Origin of the sequence: Pseudomonas sp. PDM03, assembly GCF_014852385.1 — a bacterium.
GTDB lineage: Bacteria > Pseudomonadota > Gammaproteobacteria > Pseudomonadales > Pseudomonadaceae > Aquipseudomonas > Aquipseudomonas migulae.
Genome location: NZ_JACVBM010000007.1, coordinates 1 through 22,701, shown reverse-complemented (window position 1 = coordinate 22,701; position 22,701 = coordinate 1). Strand labels below are relative to the sequence as shown.

10 protein-coding genes are annotated in these 22,701 nt (G+C 59.9%); 6 read left to right on the top strand and 4 right to left on the bottom strand.

The genetic code is table 11. The features are described from left to right. Positions 1-16: 16 nt before the first annotated feature. The gene (locus IB254_RS12455; protein ID WP_192417473.1) at positions 17-715 is read right to left on the bottom strand and encodes a two pore domain potassium channel family protein; all 699 of its coding nucleotides are present in this window, start codon (positions 713-715) and stop codon (positions 17-19) included. 367 nt (positions 716-1,082) lie between these two features. Between IB254_RS12455 and IB254_RS12450 the strand changes: the two genes are divergently transcribed. Both IB254_RS12450 and IB254_RS12445 read left to right on the top strand, forming a co-directional pair. Then, a complete protein-coding gene (locus tag IB254_RS12450) occupies positions 1,083-2,132 on the top strand; it encodes an alpha/beta hydrolase family protein (protein WP_192417690.1) in 1,050 nt (349 codons plus the stop codon). A 105-nt stretch (positions 2,133-2,237) separates the two neighbouring features. Continuing rightward, positions 2,238-2,600 carry a DUF6463 family protein gene (locus IB254_RS12445; protein ID WP_192417472.1) on the top strand — a complete coding sequence of 121 codons (363 nt, stop codon included), beginning with the start codon at positions 2,238-2,240 and terminating at the stop codon, positions 2,598-2,600. A gap of 671 nt (positions 2,601-3,271) precedes the next feature. On the opposite strand, the gene IB254_RS12440 is transcribed toward IB254_RS12445, so the two are convergent. Continuing rightward, a complete protein-coding gene (locus IB254_RS12440) occupies positions 3,272-14,104 on the bottom strand; it encodes a peroxidase family protein (RefSeq protein WP_192417471.1) in 10,833 nt (3,610 codons plus the stop codon). 686 nt (positions 14,105-14,790) lie between these two features. On the opposite strand from IB254_RS12440, the gene IB254_RS12435 reads away from it, so the two are divergent. The 4 genes from IB254_RS12435 to IB254_RS12420 all read left to right on the top strand — a co-directional run bounded on the left by IB254_RS12435 (position 14,791) and on the right by IB254_RS12420 (position 20,751). Next, positions 14,791-16,527 carry a type I secretion system permease/ATPase gene (locus IB254_RS12435; RefSeq protein WP_192417470.1) on the top strand — a complete coding sequence of 579 codons (1,737 nt, stop codon included), beginning with the start codon at positions 14,791-14,793 and terminating at the stop codon, positions 16,525-16,527. Positions 16,528-16,533: 6 nt separating this feature from the next. Then, complete coding sequence (locus tag IB254_RS12430) at positions 16,534-17,874, top strand: HlyD family type I secretion periplasmic adaptor subunit (RefSeq protein WP_192417469.1); 1,341 nt, start codon at positions 16,534-16,536, stop codon at positions 17,872-17,874. A gap of 1 nt (position 17,875) precedes the next feature. Beyond that, positions 17,876-19,204 (top strand): TolC family outer membrane protein, encoded by a 1,329-nt coding sequence (locus IB254_RS12425; protein WP_192417468.1) that lies wholly within the window; start codon positions 17,876-17,878, stop codon positions 19,202-19,204. Positions 19,205-19,374: 170 nt separating this feature from the next. Then, positions 19,375-20,751 (top strand): hypothetical protein, encoded by a 1,377-nt coding sequence (locus IB254_RS12420; RefSeq protein WP_318653014.1) that lies wholly within the window; start codon positions 19,375-19,377, stop codon positions 20,749-20,751. A gap of 99 nt (positions 20,752-20,850) precedes the next feature. On the opposite strand, the gene IB254_RS12415 is transcribed toward IB254_RS12420, so the two are convergent. Together IB254_RS12415 and IB254_RS12410 are read right to left on the bottom strand one after the other, a co-directional pair. Continuing rightward, entirely contained in the window at positions 20,851-21,777 is a 927-nt protein-coding gene (locus IB254_RS12415) for a Gfo/Idh/MocA family protein (protein ID WP_192417467.1), read from the bottom strand. Between the two features lie 107 nt (positions 21,778-21,884). Continuing rightward, positions 21,885-22,481, bottom strand: coding sequence for a DUF4157 domain-containing protein (locus IB254_RS12410; RefSeq protein WP_192417466.1), 597 nt, complete (start codon positions 22,479-22,481; stop codon positions 21,885-21,887). Positions 22,482-22,701 lie beyond the last annotated feature (220 nt).

Sequence of the window (22,701 nt, the reverse complement as noted above, 5' to 3'; positions counted from 1 at the left end):
CACGGCAAATCGAGAGTCACTTCGTCTGATTCGACGGATACAGACCGGCAAGCCGCGCTATCACAACACCCACATAAAAGACGCCTGAAAATTCTTCGACCATCACAAGTGAGCGGGCATGGTTGGTCAACGGCAGAACATCACCGTAACCGGTGGTCGTCAGCGTCGTGAGGCTAAAATAGATCAGTTTGAAGAACGTGCCGGGCTGTCCAAAGTCGAGGTGGCTTGGGCCGAATGAGCCTGCGCTGGAGATCTCGAGCAAGGCATAGACGAAGGACCAGACGAAGGCCAGCAGGATGTAACCCGCAAGCGCGCCATGCAGCCTGTCGGCCGTAATCGGCCCGCGCTGGAGAATATAGCGAAGCACTCCGATGAACGAGACTGCAAGAGATGCCGCATAAGCTATCCCGGCAAGATTAAGAATCGCGATGCTGCCAACCCACAACGCCGTCCATTGCAGGCCAACCCCAAGCAACGCCAGGCCCAGTTTGAGGATGAACCCCCACCGAGTCTGCCGGGTGGCAAAAGCGCCCACGAGCAGCACGGCTGAAAACAGAATGCCGAGCAACGTGCGGGCAAATATGCCCTCCTCAAGAAAGGGAAACAGGAGGATCAATCCAAGTAAGAGCAGCAACAGATAGGTGCAGGGCCCTCGCCCTATGACCATCTGACCTAAATCTTCGTCAGATTCGGTTTTGTTTTTCGGATCTGTCATACCGGTTTCCCATAGACCGAAACAACGTTCGAGACCTGGCGCTACAGGTTTTAAAACTGGCCTGGTTTTAGAAGTGTCGACAGTGGAATTCTAGTCGCGAATACATGTGAGAGGATTCAGCCGGACAACTATGGGTCGATTGCTACCCTGATCGGCTGACGGCAATCGGCCAAAAGTTAGCGTTCAGTCTTCTGACTAAAGACCGAGAACAGCGTTAATGATGAAAGTCGTGCGCGACGGTTCGAATGTGGGCTTTAATGTCCGTGCTTATAGGCAACCCCATGAGCTTCGACTCCGTACGGAGATAGATGCGCCTGACGGCGGGTTCCGGTTGCCATGTACTTGTCCAATCAAGGAAGAAACGACATTGAAAATAGCTTTTAGCGCCCTGTTATTGACCTGCCTGACGACTATCGCGCTCGCTGGCGAGAACCCTGTCGGCTTCCGCTCTTCCACACTGGCGGACACGCACAATGACCGCACACTGGAAATGGTCGTCTGGTACCCCAGTGCAACTACCTCAGCCACGCAATTGATTGGCGATGATGTGGTGTTCGTCGGGGCTTCTGCCGTTCGTGACGCGCCGCCCGCTGCTGGCAAGCATCCATTATTGGTGCTCTCCCACGGGTACAGAGGAAACTGGAGCAACCAGATCTGGCTTGCCAGCGCTCTGGCTCACAGGGGTTACATCGTCGCCGCAATCAATCACCCTGGCAGCACCACTCATGACCGTAGCCCAAAAGCAGCAGCGCAGTTATGGCAGCGGCCCGTTGATGTAAGCCGAGCCATTGATGGGGTCGCGGCTCAACCGGAAAAATTCGGCCTGGTCGCCAATGACCGAATTGCAGTAGTGGGCCATTCACTCGGCGGCTGGACCGCCCTGGAGATCGCCGGCGCTCGTTTCGATCCAGACCGCTTCGCTCAAGACTGCAAAGCACACCCGCAGTTATCAAGTTGCGCCGTCTATGGAAAGATGAATCCCGCCAGCACCTCAGAATCAAAGACCGCGTTGGCCGCCGATTTGCGCGATGAACGCGTCACGGCTGTGGTTACATTGGACCTGGGCCTTTCACGGGGCATGACCGATGAAAGCCTGGCCGCGCTGCCGGTACCAACGCTGGTGATCGCTGCCGGCGTACCGTCGCACGATCTTCCCGCTGAGCTGGAGTCTGCCAACCTGGCCAAGCGCCTGCCTCCGGCGTCAAGCCGTTACGTCGAAATCAGCGACGCAAGCCATTTCAGCTTCTTGTCGGTGTGCAAACCAGGCGCAGAAGCGATGCTCGAAGAAGAAGTGCCAGGCGATGGCATCATTTGCCGGGATGGCGATGGTAATGGCGCTCGCTCGCGGGATTTGATCCAACAACAGGTTGCTTCGCTGATCGCCGAGTTTCTGCCGCAGTCACCTCGCAACGAATGAGGACGATGTTGTTAACTGCCAGGTCAAAAGGGGACGGATTTATTATTCAGAAATTAATCCGCCCCTTTCTCTTATCCAACCTTACCGTTACGGAGCATTAACGATATGTCCAACATCGTTGCATGGACCCTGTTCGCCTTGGGCGTCCTCCATATTCCGTTAGGTATTTTCAAGTTCAAAACAGCATTCGCCGCCGCTGTAGACGCGGGCTTCATTGACCAGTTCAGAGCGCACGAAGATCGGCGTACCGCCCTCTGGTTTACCCTGCTGGGTCCGCTTTTTATGCTCGCAGGGCACACAGCGATTCACGCCGTAGCCGTTGGGGATCTCGCGTTACTTAAAATGGTCGGCATCTATGTGCTGATGATCTCGATCATTTGCGTCATTGCTGTTCCGAAATCAGGGTTTTGGGCAACGCTGCTGGTCTCTCCGCTGCTCATCGCGGCAGGGTATGGCTTGTACGCCTGACTAAAGCTCCCCCGCAATATCCCCCCCACGATGAGAAAAATCCCCCATAAACGGGCTGTATTACCCGATTCCTGTGTCAACTTTCATTGGCCAGGGAATCAAGTTGCGCCGCCAGCCGGGAATGATTGGCTGTTCAATTTTCTGGCATAGAGAATGCTGTGCGTTCACTAGCGAATTAACTGAAAGTTTGAAGTTGTTATCACGGGATAACAGATTTCCACCTGTGCTGCACAACCCTTCTGAGGAGTTACCTTCATGCGAAGTGAGCCGCTAGTCCGCACGTTGGCACTCATGCTTCTCATCTTTGCCATAGGGGCATTCTGGAGCCTGTTCAGCTGGTTCAGCAGTTAAGCGTTGTTTGTGTTGCGGATCGGGTGAAGTCCCGGTTGAAGTCGGGAATACCCCCGATACCAGAAGCAGCAAGCGAAACCAACAGGCTGCTCACGTTGCAGCTGGCTGAAAGGTTCAAGCCTCGTTCCCCACTCCCCTTTCCCCATTCCCAGGTCATTTGTTGATCGAGTGTTTCCCACTGTCTGACAGACCGCCCTGCCAGGTTGGTTCACGCATTGCCAGTTGAACAAACGACCAGACGCTTCTCTTAAAAAAAGGGAGGGCATCGCTGCCCTCCCTTCCGCTTTCCACGCTTTTTTTCAAACGTGCTGATCAGTACCTCAAGTGGTGAGAATGAAGTCGGTGGCAGTGACGGTCGTCGCATCGGCCACACCGACCAGGCGGATGGAGTCAGCACCAGCGAAGCTGACCAGGGTATCCGCACCGACATCGGCGATGGTGACGCTGCCGGCAAAGGTCGCAGCCGTGATGTTCATCGCGGAGATATCGAGGCGGTCCTGCCCTCCTGCCGCGTTGGCATCGAAGCCAATGATCTGATCGACCCCGAAGCCCGCTGAGAACATGAAGATATCGTTGCCATTGCTGGCAACCATCATGTCGTTGCCGGCACCGCCCGTGACTGTATCGTTGCCTGTACCGCCATCGATAAAGTCGTTGCCGATACCACCCAGCAAGGTGTCGTTAGCGTCTCCACCGAGCAGCGTGTCGTTGCCATCGCCGCCCTGGAGCAGATCGCTGCCGGTACCACCATCCAGGCTGTCGTCACCCAGTCCACCGAGTAGCGTGTCGCTGCCTGCCCCGCCATTCAATGTATCCGCCCCGTCACCTCCGTCGAGACTGTCATCGCCATTGCCGCCGTTCAGGGTATCGGTGCCAATGCCACCCAACAGTTGGTCGTTACCGCCGTCGCCGTTGAGTGTGTCGTTGCCACTGTTGCCGGTGAGGATGTCGTTGCCGCCACCACCATTGAGGGTGTCGTTACCCGCCCCGGCGGTGATGACGTTGTTCAACCCGTTGCCGCTGCCGGTGAAGTTGCCGACTCCGGTGTAGGTCAGGTTCTCGACATTACCGCCCAGCGTGTAGCTGGCCAACGAAGTCTGCACGGTGTCCGTACCGCCCCCCGCCACCTCGACCACCACGTCTGTGGCTGCATCGACGATGTAGGTATCGTTGCCCGCGCCCCCCACCATCCGGTCAGTACCCGCACCGCCATCGAGGAGGTCGTTACCCACCCCGCCGGTGATGGTGTTGGCCAGCGCGTTACCGGTACCTGTGAAGTTACCGGCGCCGGTATAGGTCAGGTTCTCGACGTTGGCACCGAGCTGGTAGCTCGTGAAGGCGGTTTGCACCAGATCAGTACCGCCACCCACCGCCTCGGTGATAAGGTCACCGACGTTGTCGACCACATAGGTGTCGTTACCGGCACCGCCGTTCATAGCATCCGCGCCAAGCCCGCCGTTGAGGGTGTCGTTACCGTCCTCGCCATTGAGGATGTCGTTGTCGTCTCCGCCGTTGAGGGTGTCGTTACCAGTGCCGCCAAACAGCTGGTCGATACCGGCCAGGCCATTCAGCGTATCGTTCCCGCCCAGGCCAAGCAGCACATCGTTACCGGCGCCGCCGGTGAGGGTGTTCGCCTGTGCGTTACCCTGCAGCACTACGCCACTCAGCACCGCAACCGCCGCGGTTGCCGCGGAAGTCAACGTCTCCAGCGTGCCGAAGCCGTCGGTGTAGCGCACGATCACCCGTATTTGCAGGTTGCCCTGCGCCACACCCGGGGTGAAGGTCGAGGCCGTCGCGCCGTTGATGTTGGTGAAGGAAGCACCGATACCTTGCTGCCATTGGTAGCTGAAGGTGCCCAGCCCGTCCACATCGGCAATCCCGGCAGTCAGCGCCGTCAGCACTTGCCCTTGATCCGGTGTCGTATCGCTGATCAGCAACGCGCCTGTCGGTGCATCGTTGACGTTGTCCACCGGCCCCAGGATGTTGGACGCAACGCTTTCGGCCACACCGAAGTTATCGACGTAACCGATCATCACGCGCACTTCCTGGCCGACCTGAGCCTGGCCAAGCGAGAACGTGCTACCGGTAGCGCCGGCGATGTTGACGAAGCCAAGCCCGTCGTTCGCCTGCCACTGGTAGGTGAACTGCGGATTGCTCAGGCCATCGGCGTCGACGATGGTCGACGTGTCGGCGGTCAACAGCTGGTTCTGCACGGCAAGCCCGGTAACGGTTGCCCCTTCGGTCGGTTCACTGTTGCCGGACGATTCGACGATCTCCAGCGTACCCTTGGCATCCTGGTACACCGCCCGGACGCGGATGTTCAGACCCGCCTCATCGGGGCCCACCAGGAAGGTGGAGCCAGTCGCCCGCGTTGCCTCGCCAGCGGCGACAAAGGTGATGTCTTCATAGACGCCCGTACCGGGAATGGTTTCGACCTGCCAGTAGTAAGCCACCCCACCGGTTACCGCACCGGTCGGATTGGTCGCACTCTGGTTGTCCGCGTCGTGTACCGCCGAACCACTGACGCGCAACAACTGGCCGGCGACTGGCGTATCTTCACGCACACCGGTAGTCGCATCGAGGATTGCCAGATGACCCGATGGGTCGCTGTTTTGCACGGTGCCGACTCCGGACGGTATCGCAACGTCAGCGAACTGCAGACGCTCAATGCCCGTCAGACGATCGACGCCATCACGCCCAACCACCGAGTCGGTCACGATGACCGTGTCGCCATCGATCTCGATGCCGTATTCCCCCAAAGTACCGGAGAACAACGCCGTATCGAAGCTGTCAGTGCCGGTCAGAATCTCCCGCACGATGACCAGTTGGCCAGGGTTGTACGTGCCGTTCAGCATAAACGGCACCAGTGGCTCCATGCTGTCGAACGTGGCGATTTCATCGCCAGTGCCGTCAATGTTCGCCCGTACGCTGATGCGTACGTTCAGCCACTTGTCACCATCGATGATGTCGTCACCGCCGCGACCTTCGATCAGGTCGCTGCCGCTACCGCCGAGGATGATGTTGCCGCCATCGAAGAACGTCGCTCCAGCAGGCAGCAGATCCGCCAGGCCGTTGATCAGGTCGATGTTGGTCAGCACACTGCCGGTTGCACCCGCAGTAGGCAGCGATGTGGCGTCTTCGTTATCACCGCGCAGGAAGTCACCGTGCGCCGAACCCGACAGGCCTTCCATGATGTCGAAACGCACCAGCGCCGAAGCACCTGAACCCGGTACTGGCGGAACATCGAAGAAACGGTCCGTGTAATCGATGGTCACGCCCTGGGCGAGCCCCTTGAAGGTTGCCCAGTCAAAGCCGGAACCGCCGATATAGCGATCACCGAAGCCGAGACTGCCGACCATGATGTCATCGCCGCCTTCGCCGTTGAACTTATCGTTCTCGTTACCGCCAATGAACACATCGTGGCCGACGATAGGGTCATTGCCGAGCGGGTCGAAGTTGTCGCCAGGTGCACCGTCCGAAGTGCCCTTCTCGATCCAGTCGTCGCCTTCGTTACCCATGTCCTGTTCGTTGGCTTTGCTGCCCAGGATAAAGTCATTGCCATGACCACCAATGGCTTCGGAGGCGTCCTCACCGGTCACGATGAAGTCATTGCCGAACCCGCCGATGATCAGGTTGACGCCGTTGCCTCCGTGCAGCACGTCGTTGCCGTCGCCACCCTGGATGTTATCGTCGCCGCCCTTGTCGGTAATGATGTCGTCGCCGGAGCCACCGCGCAGCTGGTCGTTACCGTCACCGCCTTCGATGCGATCGTTGCCGCCGTCGCCCCAGATCGTGTCATCCCCCTCACTCGCGATGAGAATATCGGCGCTGTTGGTGCCGCCCATCACGATGTGCTCTGCACCGGTGTATTTGATGTAGTTGGCGTCCGGCCCTGCGGTCAGAGGGTTGTCGCGGAACACCACCTGCTCGCCGTTTTCGCCAAGCGGATCGGCATTGCCCAGGCCTTCGTTGAATTGCTTGCTCTGGTCCCTTTCCAGATAGAACGCAACGTCCGAGAACACCAGGCCCGGCAAGTGCGTGGCCGAGGTGTTGGCCATGATCAGCTTGGCGAACGAGTTGCTTTCAAGCTCGGCATTCATCGACAGGCCAGCGGTACGTTCCAGGTAGTAGAAGCGGTCGCCGTCCTGCAGTTTTTCCAGCTGGTTCTCGAACACGAAGTTGAAGGTCGAGCCGAGCATGCCGCCGAACGGCGTTTTCGCTTCGGCCAGGCCGCCGATCCACAGGTCGATGGCATCGACCCCCGTGATAGTCACGCCCTTCAGATCGTCGGCTGTTCCCAGCACGCCATCCTTGCCGGCCCGCGTTACGTTGGTCCAGTCACCGGTGCCGTTGAGGAAGTCCAGGCGGTCATCCGGCGCCCCCGTACCACCGAACACCAGTGCCATGGCGGCAGCGCGTTTGCCTTCCAGCGTGGTCGCCGTCGTGATCGTCTCATGGGTGCCATAGGCTGCAATGAAGTTGATCAACGACTCCGGATGTTTGAGGTGCTGCACCAGGTCGACCCAGCTGGTGTACGGCTTGAGCTGGGTGTCACCGGTTTGGCTGTAGATGTCGCGGCGAATCGCGTTGAGTGAAGGAATCCCCACGTCGCGGCCACGGGCGATGTTGATCGCCGGCAGGTCGAGCGGCAGCCCGAGCAGGTTGTTGCGCAGCGCCTCGGTGACGAACTCGTCGATTTCGTTACCGGCTTGCCGGGTGATCCCACGCACGATCGCACTGGTCGCATCCTCAGGCGTCACGCCACTGGCGGCATACGCCAACGGGTTGAGGAACGCCGCGATCAGGCCCAGTTGCTGATCGGGATCAGCACTGTTCGGATCGCCGATCACGTTGAAATCGACGTCGAAGCGATCGACGGTCTCGGTCAGCATCGAGTGGCCAAACCGGTACACGGTGTGGGCGAACTCGGCGACGATCGAGGCATCGAGGTCAACGTCATAGACCTGGGTCGGTGCGAAAAACAGATCGACGTTAGGCTGGATGGTCCGGGCAAATTCCTCGAACACCAGATGCTGATACTGCATCTCGGTGCCGAACTTGGCCGCCTGGAACAGGCGTTCGCCATTCCATACCAACGCATCGATCTCCGCCTGATTGACCGGCAACGCGCTCACTGGATTGAGCAGCCACTCGTTCAGGAAAGCCACGTCACCCGAGTCGAGCACGGTGTCTTTGGTTTGCGCGACCAGCCGATTGTGCTCGGAGTGGAAGATCGCATGCACCGCCGTCAGGCCGATGTTCTCGTTGACCCGGCCGTCGCCAGCGATGTAGTGCGCATCCAGCAACTCGTTGTCGTAGGCCAGGTTGGCCCCGGTTTGCGGATTGACCGGCACGTCGTTGCCAGTTTCAGTATCGCCATCAGGCGCGAGCACGCCACCGATGAACACCGGCGCGGCATTGTGGGCAATGTCGACGAGGAACTGGTGACCGGTGCGCACAGCATTGGTCAGGTCAATAGGGGCAAGCGGATTACCTTCGACAAGCACGTCATCCGCCGTACCGCCAAGACCGTCAACGCCTTTCATCACGACCATCGGGAAGCCGTTCGGCCCCTTGATGAAATTGCCATAGGCATCGGTCGCCAACAGCGGGGCGTTATCGACGTCGGCATCGGTCAGGTGGATACCCAGAATGTCGTTGGCTTGCGCCTTGACCACTTTCCAGGTGGCCATGCCACCGATTTCGCTGTCGTCTGAAGTACCAAACTTGCCATCCGCCCCCAGGTCACGGTTGGTGATCAGCCTGCCCGTCGCGATGGGTCCGTCATCGGTCAGCAGATACCCGCGCAGGAACACCTGATGCGATGGGTGCGAGCTGTAGGTCTGGTTTTGGTCCACGAACGGCGTGGTGGTGTTGGAGTGCTCATGGATGTCGTCGGCCGTGCCGAGAACACCATCCGCGCCTGGCTGGTTGGTCGCGCGGGTCAGCACCATGAAGTTAGCGTTGCCGCCTGGCACATACAGCGGATCATCCGGTTGCAGCGGAATGAAGATGGTGCCCGAACCGCCTTTGGTCACCAGGTCCAGACCGTGATCGAAGAACTGCCCGAAGAAGGTCATCCAGGCGTTGAACGGCGCGGACAACCCGGCATCCGGAGCGGTGTTCTCGAACATGTACACATCGTGATCGTCGGCAGTACCGAACTGACCATCCAGGCCGGGGCTGGCGACTATCCGTACGCCATCCTTGAGCACATCGTCGCTACCCGCCGCGCCGAAGTTGAGCACACCGTCCGCGCCCACGTCGTACGCCGTGGCATACGCCGCCGGGTTGTTCGACGTCTGGTCGACGATCAGATTACTGATCGTGCGCGGCTGCGAGTCAAACACATTGCCGCTGGTCTGCTGATACGACGATCCCGGAATGGCCGGCGAGCCAGGGCCGAAGAACCCGGCAGGTGCACCTTCCGCCGGATTGAAGACCGGATCGGTCAAACGCGGGAAGGTGTTATCCGCAGCACCAAACTCGGTGTTGTTGATGCCATTGAGGTTCATCAGGTTGTTGTTCGAGCCATCGACCGCACGCAGGCCCAGCGGCGCGCGGATGTTCGGGATCAGCGAGAGGATGTCCTGACCGTCCGCGTCAGCCTCGGCAATCTTGATCTGATCAAGGATGAAGTTGAGGTCGGAGCGGACCATGTTAAGGCCCGGGCCACCCTCAGTGGCATTGACTACCGGTGCCGGTGCAGTCGGCACGACCGGTGCGCCGGGAACCACGACGCCTGTCGGTTGCGAGAACACCACTTCAGTCGTGCCATGGCCATCCTGGTAGATTGCCTTGACCCGCAGTGACAACCCGGCAAGATCCGGCGAGACCTTGAACGCGGTGCCATCGGCACTCTGGAACGCCAGGTCACCCGCAGGCAACAGGATGATGTCTTCGAACACGCCACTGCCAGGATCGGCTTCGAACTGCCAGTAGTAAGACACTGACGAAGTGTTGTTGACGAACCCCTGCAGGTTACCCACCGTGACGTTGTTGGCATCGCGCACACCGGCCATGCTCACCGTCAGTATGTCGCCCACAGTAATGTCGCCGCCGTTGCCATCCGTGACAGTCGGCCTGCCCGTCGGTTGTGCGTTCTGCCCCGGCACCAGCACCCGCTGGGTGTCGGCGAATTGCAGGCGCTCGATATGCAGCAGGGTATCGGTGCCGTCGCGACCCGCAACGGTATCCGTAACCGTCCAGACATCGTCCGCCAGGCTGGCCGTGCCACGGGTGTCCTGGGTCACCGTGTACTCAGACTGAACTCCAGAGAAAATCGCGGTGTCGAACGCCGCCCCGCCCGTCGAGGTGCCGGGCAGTATTTCCCGCACAGCCTTGAGCTGCCCTGGGTTATACGTGCGGTCCAGCATGAACGGGATCATATCGACCATGCTGTCGAAGCTGGCGATCTCGGGGCCGGTATGGTTGACGTCACCGGGCGCATAAACTGCGATTCTGACGTTGATCCATTTGTCGCCATCGATCAGATCATCGCCACCGCGGCCCTCGATCAGATCACTGCCATTGCCACCGAGGATGATGTTGCCCGTGGCAAAACCGGTGGTCGGCAAGCCGGCATCGGACAGGAACTGCGCCAGTCCACGGATCAAGTCCACATTGGTCAGTGCACCGCCCGTGGCACCACCGTGGTTGAGGATAGTGACCGCATCAACGTCATCGCCTTTGAGGACGTCGCCGAACTTCGAACCGGACAAGCCTTCGACCTCGGCGAAACGGTCGAGAATCGAGGCCGGCGAAGCACCGACCGGATTGAACACCCCGGCGTTCTGGTTTGGCGCGTTGCCATGTGGCTGCGCCAGCGCGGCCAGGGACAAGTCGACGGTCACGCCGACCTGGTCATTTTTGTAGGTCACCCAGTCGAACCCGGACATGCCGTCCATCTTGTCCTGGGCATCGCTGCCGACAAAGATGTCATCGCCACCCTCGCCGATCATTTCGTCGAAGCCACCACCGCCGACAAAGATGTCGTTGCCGACCACATCGTCATTGAGCAATGGCGAGAAGTTATCGCCAGGCGCACCGTCCTGGGTGCCCTTCTCGATCCAGTCATCACCTTCGTTACCGGTCGGTGGCAGGTTGGTCTTGGCACCGAGGATGAAGTCGTCACCCTGACCGCCGAAGGTCGTGGTGATGTCTTCGGTGGTGATGATGAAGTCCTGTCCATCGCCGCCAAGGATCAGGTTGCCCGCAACCGCCATCCTGCCGGCCACGATCACATCGTTACCGGCATTGCCTTCCAGGCGGTTGTCGCCGAACGAGTCGGTGATGATGTCATCGCCCGCGCCGCCCAGAACCGCATCGTTCCCGGCGCCGCCTTCGAGGACATCGTTGCCGCCGTCGCCGTAAACGGTGTCATCACCTTCACCGGAGATGATGATGTCATTGCCGGCGGTGCCGCCGAGGACGACATGATCTTCGCCGGTGTAATGCAGAAAATTACTGTCCGTGCCCACGGTGTCGGGGTTGTCGCGGATCACCAGCGGCACGACTTCCACGCCGTTGATCATGATGCCGCCCGTCGGGTCGTCACGACCGCCGACGCCAAGGCCGGTGAACTGATTGGCCTGGGTCACTTCGAGAGTGAACGTCGGCGTCAGGAACACGGTGTTCGACAGGTGGGTGACATCGGTGTTGAGCATGATCAGCTTGGCGAAGGAGTTGTTCTCAAGCTCGGTGCCGAAGTTCAGGCCCGCCGTACGCGACAGGTAGTAGAAACGGTCGCCGTTCTGCAACGCCTCCATCTGGGTTTCAAACACGAAGTTGAACGTCGAGCCGAGCATACCGCCGAACGGCATCTTCTCTTCGGCGAGGCCGCCGACCCAGAAGTCGATGTCGTCGACGCCGGTGGTGGTGACGCCATTGATCATGGCGTAGGTGCCCGTACTGTTAAGGAATGCCAGGCGATCCTCTTCAGTGGCGGTAAAAGTACGCTCATCGGCAGTGCCGGCGTTGATCACCGCGCTGCCGCCAAACACCAGGGCAGCCGCGACCGCACGCATCTCGACCAGCGTATCCACATCGGCCGCAGTCAATGCACCGTGAGTACCGAAGGCCGCGATGAAGTTGACCAGGGATTCGGGGTGTTTGAGGTTTTCCGCCAAATCAGCCCAACTGATGTACGGCTTGAGCTGGCTGTCGCCGGTTGCCTGGTAAAACTCACGCCGCGCCTCATTCAACGTAGGGATGCCAGTGTCGCGACCACGCGCCAGGTTCAGGGCCGGCAAATCGAGGGGCAGACCCAGCAGATTGTTGCGCAACGCTTCGGTGACGAACTCGTCGATCTCGTTGCCGAGCTGACGGGTCACACCGCGAATGATCGCCCCTGCCGCTTCGTCAGCGGTAGCCCCGCTGCCGGCGAATGCCAGCGGATTGAGGAAGGCCGCGATCAGACCGAGTTGCGCGTCAGGGTTGTTCGGGTCAGAGAGGACCGGATTGAATTCGGGGTCGAAGCGATCGACAGTCTCGGTCAACATCGAGTGACCGAAGCGATACACCACGTGGGCGAACTCGGCGAGGATGGCCGGGTTGATCGAGGTGTCATAGCCATTGGGGGCAAGGAATTCGTCGACCTGCGGCTGAACGGTCCGCGCAAATTCCTCGAACACCAGGTGCTGATACTGCATCTCGGTGCCGAACTTGGCGGCCTGGAACAGCCGTTCGCCATCCCACACCAATCCTGCGATTTCGGCGGGAGTCGTCGGAATTGCCGCGACGTCGTCTGCCAGCCACTCATTGAGAAACGCCAGATCGCCAGAGGCCAGGATGGTTTCCTTGGACTGCTGGACCAGGCGGTTGTGTTCGGAGTGGAACACATGGTGCACAGTGGTCAGGCCGATGTTTTCATTCGCCCGGCCATCGCCGGCAATGTAGTGAGCGTCGAGCAGTTCGTTGTCGTAGGTCAGGTTGTTGCCGCCCGCGCCCACTGGCTGCGCATTGCCGATTTCGGTGTCACCATCCGCCTGCAGAACCCCGCCGACGAGCACCGGCGCGGCATTGTGCGCGATGTCGTCGAGGAAGCCATGCCCGGTGCTCACGGCGGTGGCCAGACTGATCGGAGCATCCCGGTTGCCTTCGACCAGTTGCGTGATGTCATCCGCCGTACCGGCGATACCGTCTGCGCCGTTGCTGATGCGCATCACCACCTGCGGCATACCGCCCGGGCCACGGATGAAGTTGCCATACGCGTCGGTCGCCAGCAGCGGCACGTTGTGCACATCGGCGTCGGTCAGGTTGATGCCGAGAATGTCACGGGCCTGGGCCTTGACCACTGCCCAGGTCGCCATGCCGCCATTTTCGGCGCCGCCATCATCGGCAGTGCCGAACTCGCCATCGGCGCCCAGATCGCGATTGGTAATCAAGCGCCCGGTTGCAACAGGGTCACCTGCCGCGTTGATGACGTACTCGCGCAGAAATACCTGATGCGAGGGGTGGGAGCTGTAAGTCTGGCTTTGGTCTACGAACGGCGAGGTGGTGTTGAGCTGCCCATCGTCCGTCGTGCCAACAATTCCGTCCGCGCCGGCCGTACGCACGGCCCGTGGCAGCACCATGAAGTTGGTCGGACTGCCCGGCACGAACAACGGATCGTCCGGCTGCAACGGAATAAACACAAAATCGGTAGCGCTCTTGCTGACCAGGTCGAGGCCGTGGTCGAAGAACTGGCCGAAGAAAGTCATCCACGAGTTGAAGCCCGCAGTCAGACCGGCGTCCGCCGATTGGTTGGGGATGAAGAACACTTGCTTGTCGTCATCGGTGCCGAAGACACCGTCGGGACCTGGGCTGATGACCGGGTCGGCACCGCCGTTCGCCGCAACCGCAGCCGGGTTGTTGGCGGTCTGATCAACGATCAGGTTACTGATAATCCGTGGTTGCGGGTCGATCACCGCCCCTGTCCCGGAGTATGACGCCAGAAACGAGGGGTCCAGCAGGCGCGGGAAAGCATTGTCCGCAGCACCAAACTCACTTTGCCCGGTCACCAGGTTGTTGTAGCTGCCATCGACGGTGCGCAGGCCGAAAGGCACCTGACTGTTGGGTAGCAAATCACTGAGGCTCGCGCCGTCGGCATGTGCTTCTGCGATGAAAATCTGTTTGAGGATGAACTCCAGGTCGGACTTGTTGAAATTGGCCATTTTGCTTGCCCTCGATTTCTTTAGTGAAGGGCACGGGACGAAAAGAATCCTCCCGCGCCCAGTCAGGTGCTGGCTTGCGCAGTGTGTAGGTTCATTTTTTTGGCGAGAGCTGACACGGGAAGGCAAAGCCGTTAGTACGGCCCCCGGTATGCGCGCCTGGAATTCGCGGAACTCGCGAAAGAATGGCTCGCTAAGCGATCAGGCAGAGCGAACCCGGGCCCTTGGCGGGCCATGGAAACTTGAGGTCAAGGCGAACTTGCTGAACAGCCCCTTCCCTCTGCAGTAGAACGAAGTGATCGACATGCTGTGCTCCTTCGGAGAACCACCGCGCTTTTCGCTGCCAAAGAGTTGACAGACTTCAGGCGGACGGTTGTCGTCAATGAGTAAGACTAAAGTTGGATAGCAAAAAATTGTCAATTTTACGACGGATAAACCGGACGACCGGTGCCAAGCCTCTCAACTCGCTGTTTTTAATGGACTTATAGGAAGTTTGACGCACCATTAGAGCGAAATGTTATTTCAGATTGTTTCGCCGCCACCTACGCTGCTTTCTACGGGAGCAACGCAGAAATCTGCATGAGATTCGCCCGAGAGCGAACCTGCGTATCGACGGCTACCCACGGGACTAAATCTGTTAGCTGCTGCTCCGCAAGGGCAAACGGCTTTTTGAAGAGGGGGTCAGCCAAATGCACAAGCAGTCGAACTCTCGATCCGAACTGGCCGACGCACTCTTCCGACTTCGTCGTAGTTTTTACTCCCTGGCGGGTTTCAGCGGCGTCATCAACGTCATGATGTTGACGCCAGCCGTTTACATGTTGCAGGTCTATGATCGAGCCTTGGTCAGTCGCAACGTCACAACGTTGACGATGCTGACCGTTCTGGTGATTGGCCTGTTCTTGCTGATGTCCACGCTTGAAATGTTCCGCACCCGCGTGCTGATCCGGGTCGGCAACTGCCTCGACATGGACCTCAATCGACGCATTTTCACCGCCGCATTCGAGCGCAACCTGAACCGCGCCGGAGGCAATCCGGCCCAGGCTCTGCAGGATCTCGCGCAGGTGCGTCAATTTCTCACCGGCAACAGCCTGTTCGCGTTCTTTGATGCGCCATGGACGCCGATCTACCTGCTGGTCGCCTACCTGATCCACCCGCTGCTCGGACTGGTCACGCTCATCGGCTCGCTGATTCTGATGGGCCTGGCTTATCTCACCGAGAAGGCGACGCAAAAGCCGCTGGCCGAAGCCAATCAGGCCGCCCTCTCCTCCGCCACCTACGCTAACAACAACCTGCGCAACGCCGAGGTCATCGAGGCCATGGGCATGTTGCCGTCGATCGGCAAGCGCTGGTACCAAAGCCATTTGCGCATTCTGGAAATGCAGACCCTGGCCTCAGACCGTGCCGCCCTGATCAGCAGCACCGGGCGCTTCGTGCGTATCACCTTGCAATCGCTGATCCTCGGCGCCGGTGCGCTGCTGGCGATCGAAGGCAAGATCACCCCCGGGATGATGATTGCCTGCTCGATCCTTACCGGCCGCGCGCTGGGCCCGGTGGAACAAGTCATCGCGTCGTGGAAGCAACTGCTTGGCTGCCGTTCGGCCTGGGGCCGGTTGAATGAAATGCTCAACGACTTTCCGCGCCGGCCACCGAGCATGTCGCTGCAACGGCCGCTGGGCATGCTGGCAGTGGAGAATGTGTACGCCGGCTCCCCCGGCACCAACAACACGATTCTGCGCGGGGTGAGCTTCAACCTTTCCCCCGGCGAAAGCCTTGGCATTATCGGCCCATCCGCCTCGGGCAAATCCACCCTCGCCCGCCTGCTGGTCGGCGTCTGGCCGGCACAGGCCGGCAAGGTGCGCCTCGACGGCGCGGACATATTCACCTGGAACAAAGGCGAACTTGGCCCCTGGCTCGGTTACCTGCCACAGGACGTGGAGCTGTTCGAAGGCACCATCGCCGACAACATTGCGCGCTTTGGCGAAGTGGACAGCGACGCGGTCATCCGCGCCGCCAGAACGACGGGCGTGCACGAGATGATCCTGCGTTTTGCGCAAGGTTATGAGACCCGCCTGGGCACCGATGGCAACCCGCTTTCCGGTGGCCAGAAGCAACGCATCGCCTTGGCCCGCGCGCTGTATGGAGACCCCAATCTGATTGTGCTCGATGAGCCGAACGCCAACCTCGACGACGTCGGTGAGAAGGCGTTGGTCGATGCACTGGCCCAACTCAAAGACCGTGGCGCCACCGTCATTCTGATTTCCCACCGCCCCAATGTGCTCTGCGCCGTCGACAAGGTGCTGATGCTGCGTGACGGCGGCGTGCAGATGCTCGGCACTCGCGACGAAGTATTCGCAGCGCTGCGCAAGGCGAGTGTGATGCCTGCAGGCGCGTCGACTCCGCTGGCCTCCGTCAAAACGCGGGAGTGACCGATCATGCAAATGAGCCAACACACCGAGATGATTCACGTCGACCCCAGGAACGATGTAGATCTGGACGTCGCCAAACCAGTGCGCAGGGGCCTGTGGCTGGTGCTCGCCGGCTTCGGCGGCTTCCTCCTGTGGTCGTGGCTGGCGCCGCTGGATGCCGGCGTGGTAGCGACAGGCACGGTAAAAGTCACCAGCAATCGCAAAGCCGTGCAGCATCTGAGCGGCGGCACCGTGGAGGCCATTCTTGTCCGCGAAGGCGATTCCGTGAAAAAAGGCCAGGAGGTGGTCCGCCTCGATTCACTGCGCGCCCTTGCCGAACAGGGTGCGGTCAGCGCCCAGTACATCGTCAGCAAGACCGTGGAAAACCGCCTGGAAGCGGAACGTGACAACCTCGACGTAGTGAACTTCGATCCCGACCTGTTCAAGCGCTTCGGGAATGACCACCGCCTGCTGGCTGCCATGGATCTGCAGCAACGCCTGCTGGACACCCGGCGCGCGGGCCTCGCTGGCGAAATCAGCATCCTGCAGGAAAACCTCGCGGCGTCGGCAGTGCAGCTCAAGGGCCTGCAACAGGTCTATGGCGCCCGCGCCTCGCAGATCAACTTCCTCAACCAGGAACTGAAAGGCACCCGTGTGCTGGCAGCCGAAGGCTATGTACCGCGCAACCGCCTGCTGGAGCTGGAACGCAGCAATGCCGACCTCTCCGCCGGCCAGGCCGAGAACCTCAACAACATCGCTCGCGTGCGTAGCCAGACCACCGAAATCAAGCTGCGCATCCTGCAGCGCCAGCACGATTACCTGAAGGAAGTCGAATCGCAGCTCACCGACACCGCCAAGGAAAACACCACCCTGGCCGACCGCTTGCGTGCGCTGGACTATGAAGTGACCCACACGGTGATCCGATCGCCCATCGATGGCATGGTCCAGTCCCTGAGCATTGCGACTGTCGGCGGGATCATCCAGCCCGGCTTCAAGATCATGGAAATCGTTCCGGACAACGAGCCGCTGCAGGTCGACGCGATGATTCCCGTGCAGGCCATCGACAAGATGGTCCCCGGCCTCGCCGTGGACATTGCCTTCCCGGCCTTCAACCATGCCCAGACGCCCAACATCCCCGGCCGCGTGAAGACCGTTTCCGCCGACCGCCTGATGGACGAGGAAAGCAAGCAACCGTTCTATCTGGCTCAGGTAGAGGTCACACCCGATGGCATGAACCTGCTTGGCAGCAATCACATTCGTCCCGGCATGCCCGCCAGCGTCACCATCAAAACTGGCGAGCGCAACATGATGAGCTATCTTCTGAAACCAATGCTCGACCGTGTTGACAGCTCTTTCAAGGAACAATGAAATGGACCGTCATTGCCTGTTCGCCTGCCTGATATCGCTGTCTCTGCCTGCCAGCGCCATTGACCTCAAACAAGCGTGGGATCTGTTGCAGTACCAAGGCCCCATCTATCGCGCCGCCGTGCATGAAAAGGAGGCCGGCCTGGAAAACCGCGCCATCGGCCAGGCCGGTCTGCTGCCGCAGATCAGTGCCTCGGCCTACGACAACAAGGTCAATGGCACCCAGCGCCAGAGCGGCATCGAGAGGGATCTCGACTACGACTCCAAGGGCGCCAACGTGCGCTTGCGCCAGCCGCTGTTCAACAAACAGAAAATGGCCGAGTACCGCCAGGGTAAACAGCGTGCCGACTACAGCGTCGCTGTGTTCGATGCCAAGAGTCAGGACGCCGCGGTGCGCCTCGCCGAAAGCTATTTCGACGTGCTGTTGGCCAGCGAAACCATCGTCCTCGCCAAGTCCAAGCTGAACGCCTTCGAGGAGCAGCTCGCTTCGGCGAAACGGCGCATGGAGCTGGGGGCCGGCACCGTCACCGACATCGACGAGTCGATCGCTCGCCGCGACCTCGCCGATGCCGAGCTGATCGAAGCGCAGGACAACCTGATCAATGCGCGCCGCAAGCTTGAGGAGTACATCGGAGAAACCCCCGAATCGTTGACCACCTTGCGTCCGACTTTCGATACGCCACCGCTGCTGCCGAGCAACCTGCAGGACTGGTTGGTCAAGGCTCAGACCGATAGCCCGCTGATCCATGCGCGCCGTCATAGCAGCGACCTTGCTGAAGAAGAAGTGAAACGCGTCAAGGCGGGCCACTGGCCGACACTGGATTTCGTTGCCGGCTACACCGCGGGCGAGAGCCAATCCATCTCCGAGCTGAATCAACGCAACCGCTACGGCTCAATCGGGCTGGAAGTCAATTTCCCGCTGTACAACGGTGGCGGCACCAGCGCGCTGGCACGCCAGGCCAGTTCCAATAGCTCCAAGGCCCTGGACGAACTCGACGCCACGCGACAGGAAGTCATCTCCGGCACCACACGCGAGTACGCCGGCGTACAGAGCGGCGCCAAACGTATTCACGCCCTGGAGCGGGCCGTAGAGTCCAACGAACGCTCACTGCTGTCCACACGCAAGGGTTTCAAGGAAGGAGGCACCAGCACCAACTCGGACGTCCTCAATGCCGAAGAACTGCTCTTCGTTGCGCGCCACGACCTGTTCGAGGCGAAGCTGCGTTACTTGATGTCGCGCCTGCGCCTGGCCTCTTCGGTGGGCAGCCTGGGCGACGACGACATCGACCACATCAACGACTACCTCGGCCCGGAACTGTTGGTCACCAATTGAATTGGCGTCCAGGTGAACAGGCGTCATGGCAACTGATTGGGTGATGACGCCGTCCCCGCCAGGAAAGTCTGAAGAACGAAAACTAACGCGGCCACTCGCGCGCCCTAAAGGTTTTGACGGTCAAGCCGATTCATATGGTCTTGATATGGGGCGCTAAGGAGCTGTTTGCCGTGAGTATTGTATTTCGCCTGACGGGCGCCGTTTTTGCTGTGTCCCTGACGGGATGTGCCCTGCAAGGCAACGGGATGGCCGATTACTATAAGCGGGTGTCTGCCGAGCGCCTCGTACAAAATCAAGCCATGGTGACCCGGATACAAGCCAGGCCCTTGCCATTGGATACCACGCTGAGACTCGACCAAACGGCCATGGTGATGGTTAATGTGCCGGCCGAAGGCGCCGCGCCGGCCACCCAGGCCCGGCTTTTCGCTGGCTGCAATTTGTCGACATTAGCCATGGATTATCGACGCGAAAAGGACTGGAGCAGTCCTTACGTCTTGCCAGCAGACCCAGCGCGCAACATCGCCCAGCAGATGTGCCAAGCAGTTCGGAACAGCGCCTGGAAGCAATTGCCCGGCGAAACCGAAGACGTCTTGTTACTAGACCCGGGCACACTGACCATAGACAACTCGCGGCGCTCGATATGGGCGGGCATCGACTATGGCCGCACCCGCCTGGATGAAAGCGAAGGCAAGCCCTATGGCCGCCAGCTCGAGCGTATCGAGGTCGACTGTGTTACCCGACAGGCCAGCACCCGCTTGGCTTATCGCCTGGGCGAGGACATTTTGCTGCCACCGCCCGTTCAGCCGCTTGATAGCGCCCTGGACAAAGAACAACGCGCCCGACTGATTGGCACCGTGTGCGCCGAACCCGCCAACCTGGCGCAACTCGCCACACCAGTCATCCGCAAAAAATTGCCGCCAAACATGCTGACGCCAGAGGCTTCGGCACCACTATTGGCACAGGTAAGCGCACTGCCGCAGGGGCAACCGACCCACACGCTCAGCCATTTGCAATTCACTTACAACGCCTCCTCCCCACTGGTGCCGCGCGCCGTGATCAACGACCATCCAATGGACTTGTATCTGCAACCGGGCCCGGCTCGCGGGATCTGGCGCGAGCAGGCAACGGGAGCGTTAGGCAGCGAGAGCGTGAGCCTGCGCTGGCGCGGGATGATCGAACTTGCAGCAACAAGCCGCTCTCAGAACGCGGGCAAAAGCGACCAGCGAAGCACCCTTGCAAACATCGACCTGGATGGCGATTGGCAAAACCTGAAACCCGGGAGCGATATCGCCTACAGCAAAAAATTTACTGACAGCACTGGCAAAACTTTCGTGCAGAAATTTGAGTGTTCGGTGGGTGAATCCTTTCCTGCGAAACGAACAGTTGCCTCGTTGCAGGGAATGGCGCGCAAGGTTACCTGCGTCACCGATAGCGCACTGAAGACAAGCAATGTGTACCTCTATCTGGAGGCCTATGACCTGTTCGTGGAAACCTCCGAGAGTTCAACGCTCCTGGTTCAGGTCAACACGCTCAAGGCAGCAGAGTAGCGTGCAACCCCAAGCGTAGAGTTTGTCGATTGGCGCGAAAGAACTCGGCACAAGACCACGTTGCCTTCCGACGCGCCAATGCCTTTACCTGAGCAGCCACTAATCGTAGAACGGCTCAACCAACGCCCGACTGCCGACAAAAAAGCTATCGGCGACCAGTCGCAGCGGCTGGAGATCCAGGTCACTGGCCTTGTCGCCAATCAGCTGTTGAAAATGTCGATACACCGCCGCGTACTCTCCCTCCTCCGATACGGCCTGGCGCACGCCGTCGATACTCAAGAGTGCGCCACCGTTGTCCAGTCGCAGGATGCCTTCGGCGCAGCTAATCTCGATGCTCCAGAGTTCGTCATGGCCATGGTCGAAATCGAACTCCGCGCGGACATCGAGGTGGCGCGCGTCGGACATTTTGATGGACGCGGCGATAGGCGACTGGCAGTTGTCCGGGACGCGCAGTTCGGCGGACTCGACAAACAGCGGCAGTGGCAGCAGATGAGTTGCAATCGACAAGGCATTGATGCCGGGATCGAAGACTCCCAGGCCGCCGGGCTGCCAGATCCATGCCTGGCCGGGGTGCCACTTGCGCACGTCTTCCTTCCAGTCGATCTGTACGCTTTGCAGGGTGCGGGTGGCCAGCCAGTCACGAGCGACTTCAATGCCGGGCGCGTAGCGTGAATGCCAGGCGAACAGACCGCTGACGCCTTGCTCTGAAACCTGATGCACCAACGCCATCGCTTCGCCCAACGTGGCGCACGGAGGTTTTTCGACCAGTACGTGTTTGCCTGCGGCCAGCGCTTGTTGCACCAGTGCGAATCGTCCTTGCGGCGGTGTGCAAAACGCAATCGCATCCACAGGCGGGCCGTTTTCGAGCAGCGCGCCCAGGGACTGAAAGTTCTCTACCCCGGCGCAGGGTTGCCCTTGCGTTGCGACAGCGACCAACTGGAACGCGGGGTTGGCGTTGATCGCTGGAACGTGTTGATCCTGGGCAATCTTGCCGTAGCCCACCAGACCGAGACGGATCGGTTGCATCAATGACTCCTGTTTTTTTTCTTGTCTTGGGAAGCGAATCGACAAGACTACGTTTGTATAGCAGGGAAGTCATTGATGACGTGCTGACGTTTCGTGAACGCTACCTTTCAGTCAGCCCCTCCCCGCACAAACCGCCTGACCTCGGCCTGTATGGCATAAGCCGGCGCTTCCACCGCATTGAAATCCTGTGTATACCGCTGGGCAAATCCATCGACTCCCCACTCCTGAAACTGCTGCACATGCTTGAGCTCGTGAGCCCAGAGCGCGACATCCTGTTCTGCGGTTTGAGCGTCCCGGAAGAGAATGATGTCGATCAGCGTCACGGCTCCAACATCGGGGTTTTGCAGCATGGCAGTGGCGGCACTGAACTGACCGTTGTCGCTGACTTTATAGCCCGCGGCATCGAGGACACCGGGGTCGTACCAGCGCAGCAGTTGCTCGCGGATGTGCGGTGGGATGGGTTGGATGCTGGTGTTGACTACTTCAGCGTGGGCTTGGGTCAGCCACAGCGCCAGGGCAGGTGCTGCGATCTGGTAGACACCATCAGGCACGGGGCCGAGCACCTGTCCCAGGTCTGGCAGGCAGATGCAGTCGTCCAGGCAAACTTGTTTCTCGCCAGCTGGGCAGGCGCTGGGCTGGGCTGGCACTTCAAGCGTCAGACAAAGAACAAACAGCGCCACCAGGCGCGTGATGATGGGCGGCATTGTGACCTCCAGGGACGGAAGCAGCGCGAACAGTGGGCCATAACTGATCGACAACCTGCAAAGCTTTAGCGTATCCCTAAATTTCTTTGCGCCACTTTCCTGCGGGCAAAACAAAACCCCAACTGCTTTCGCAATTGGGGTTTCGGAATTTAATCTTGACGATGACCTACTCTCACATGGGGAAACCCCACACTACCATCGGCGATGCATCGTTTCACTG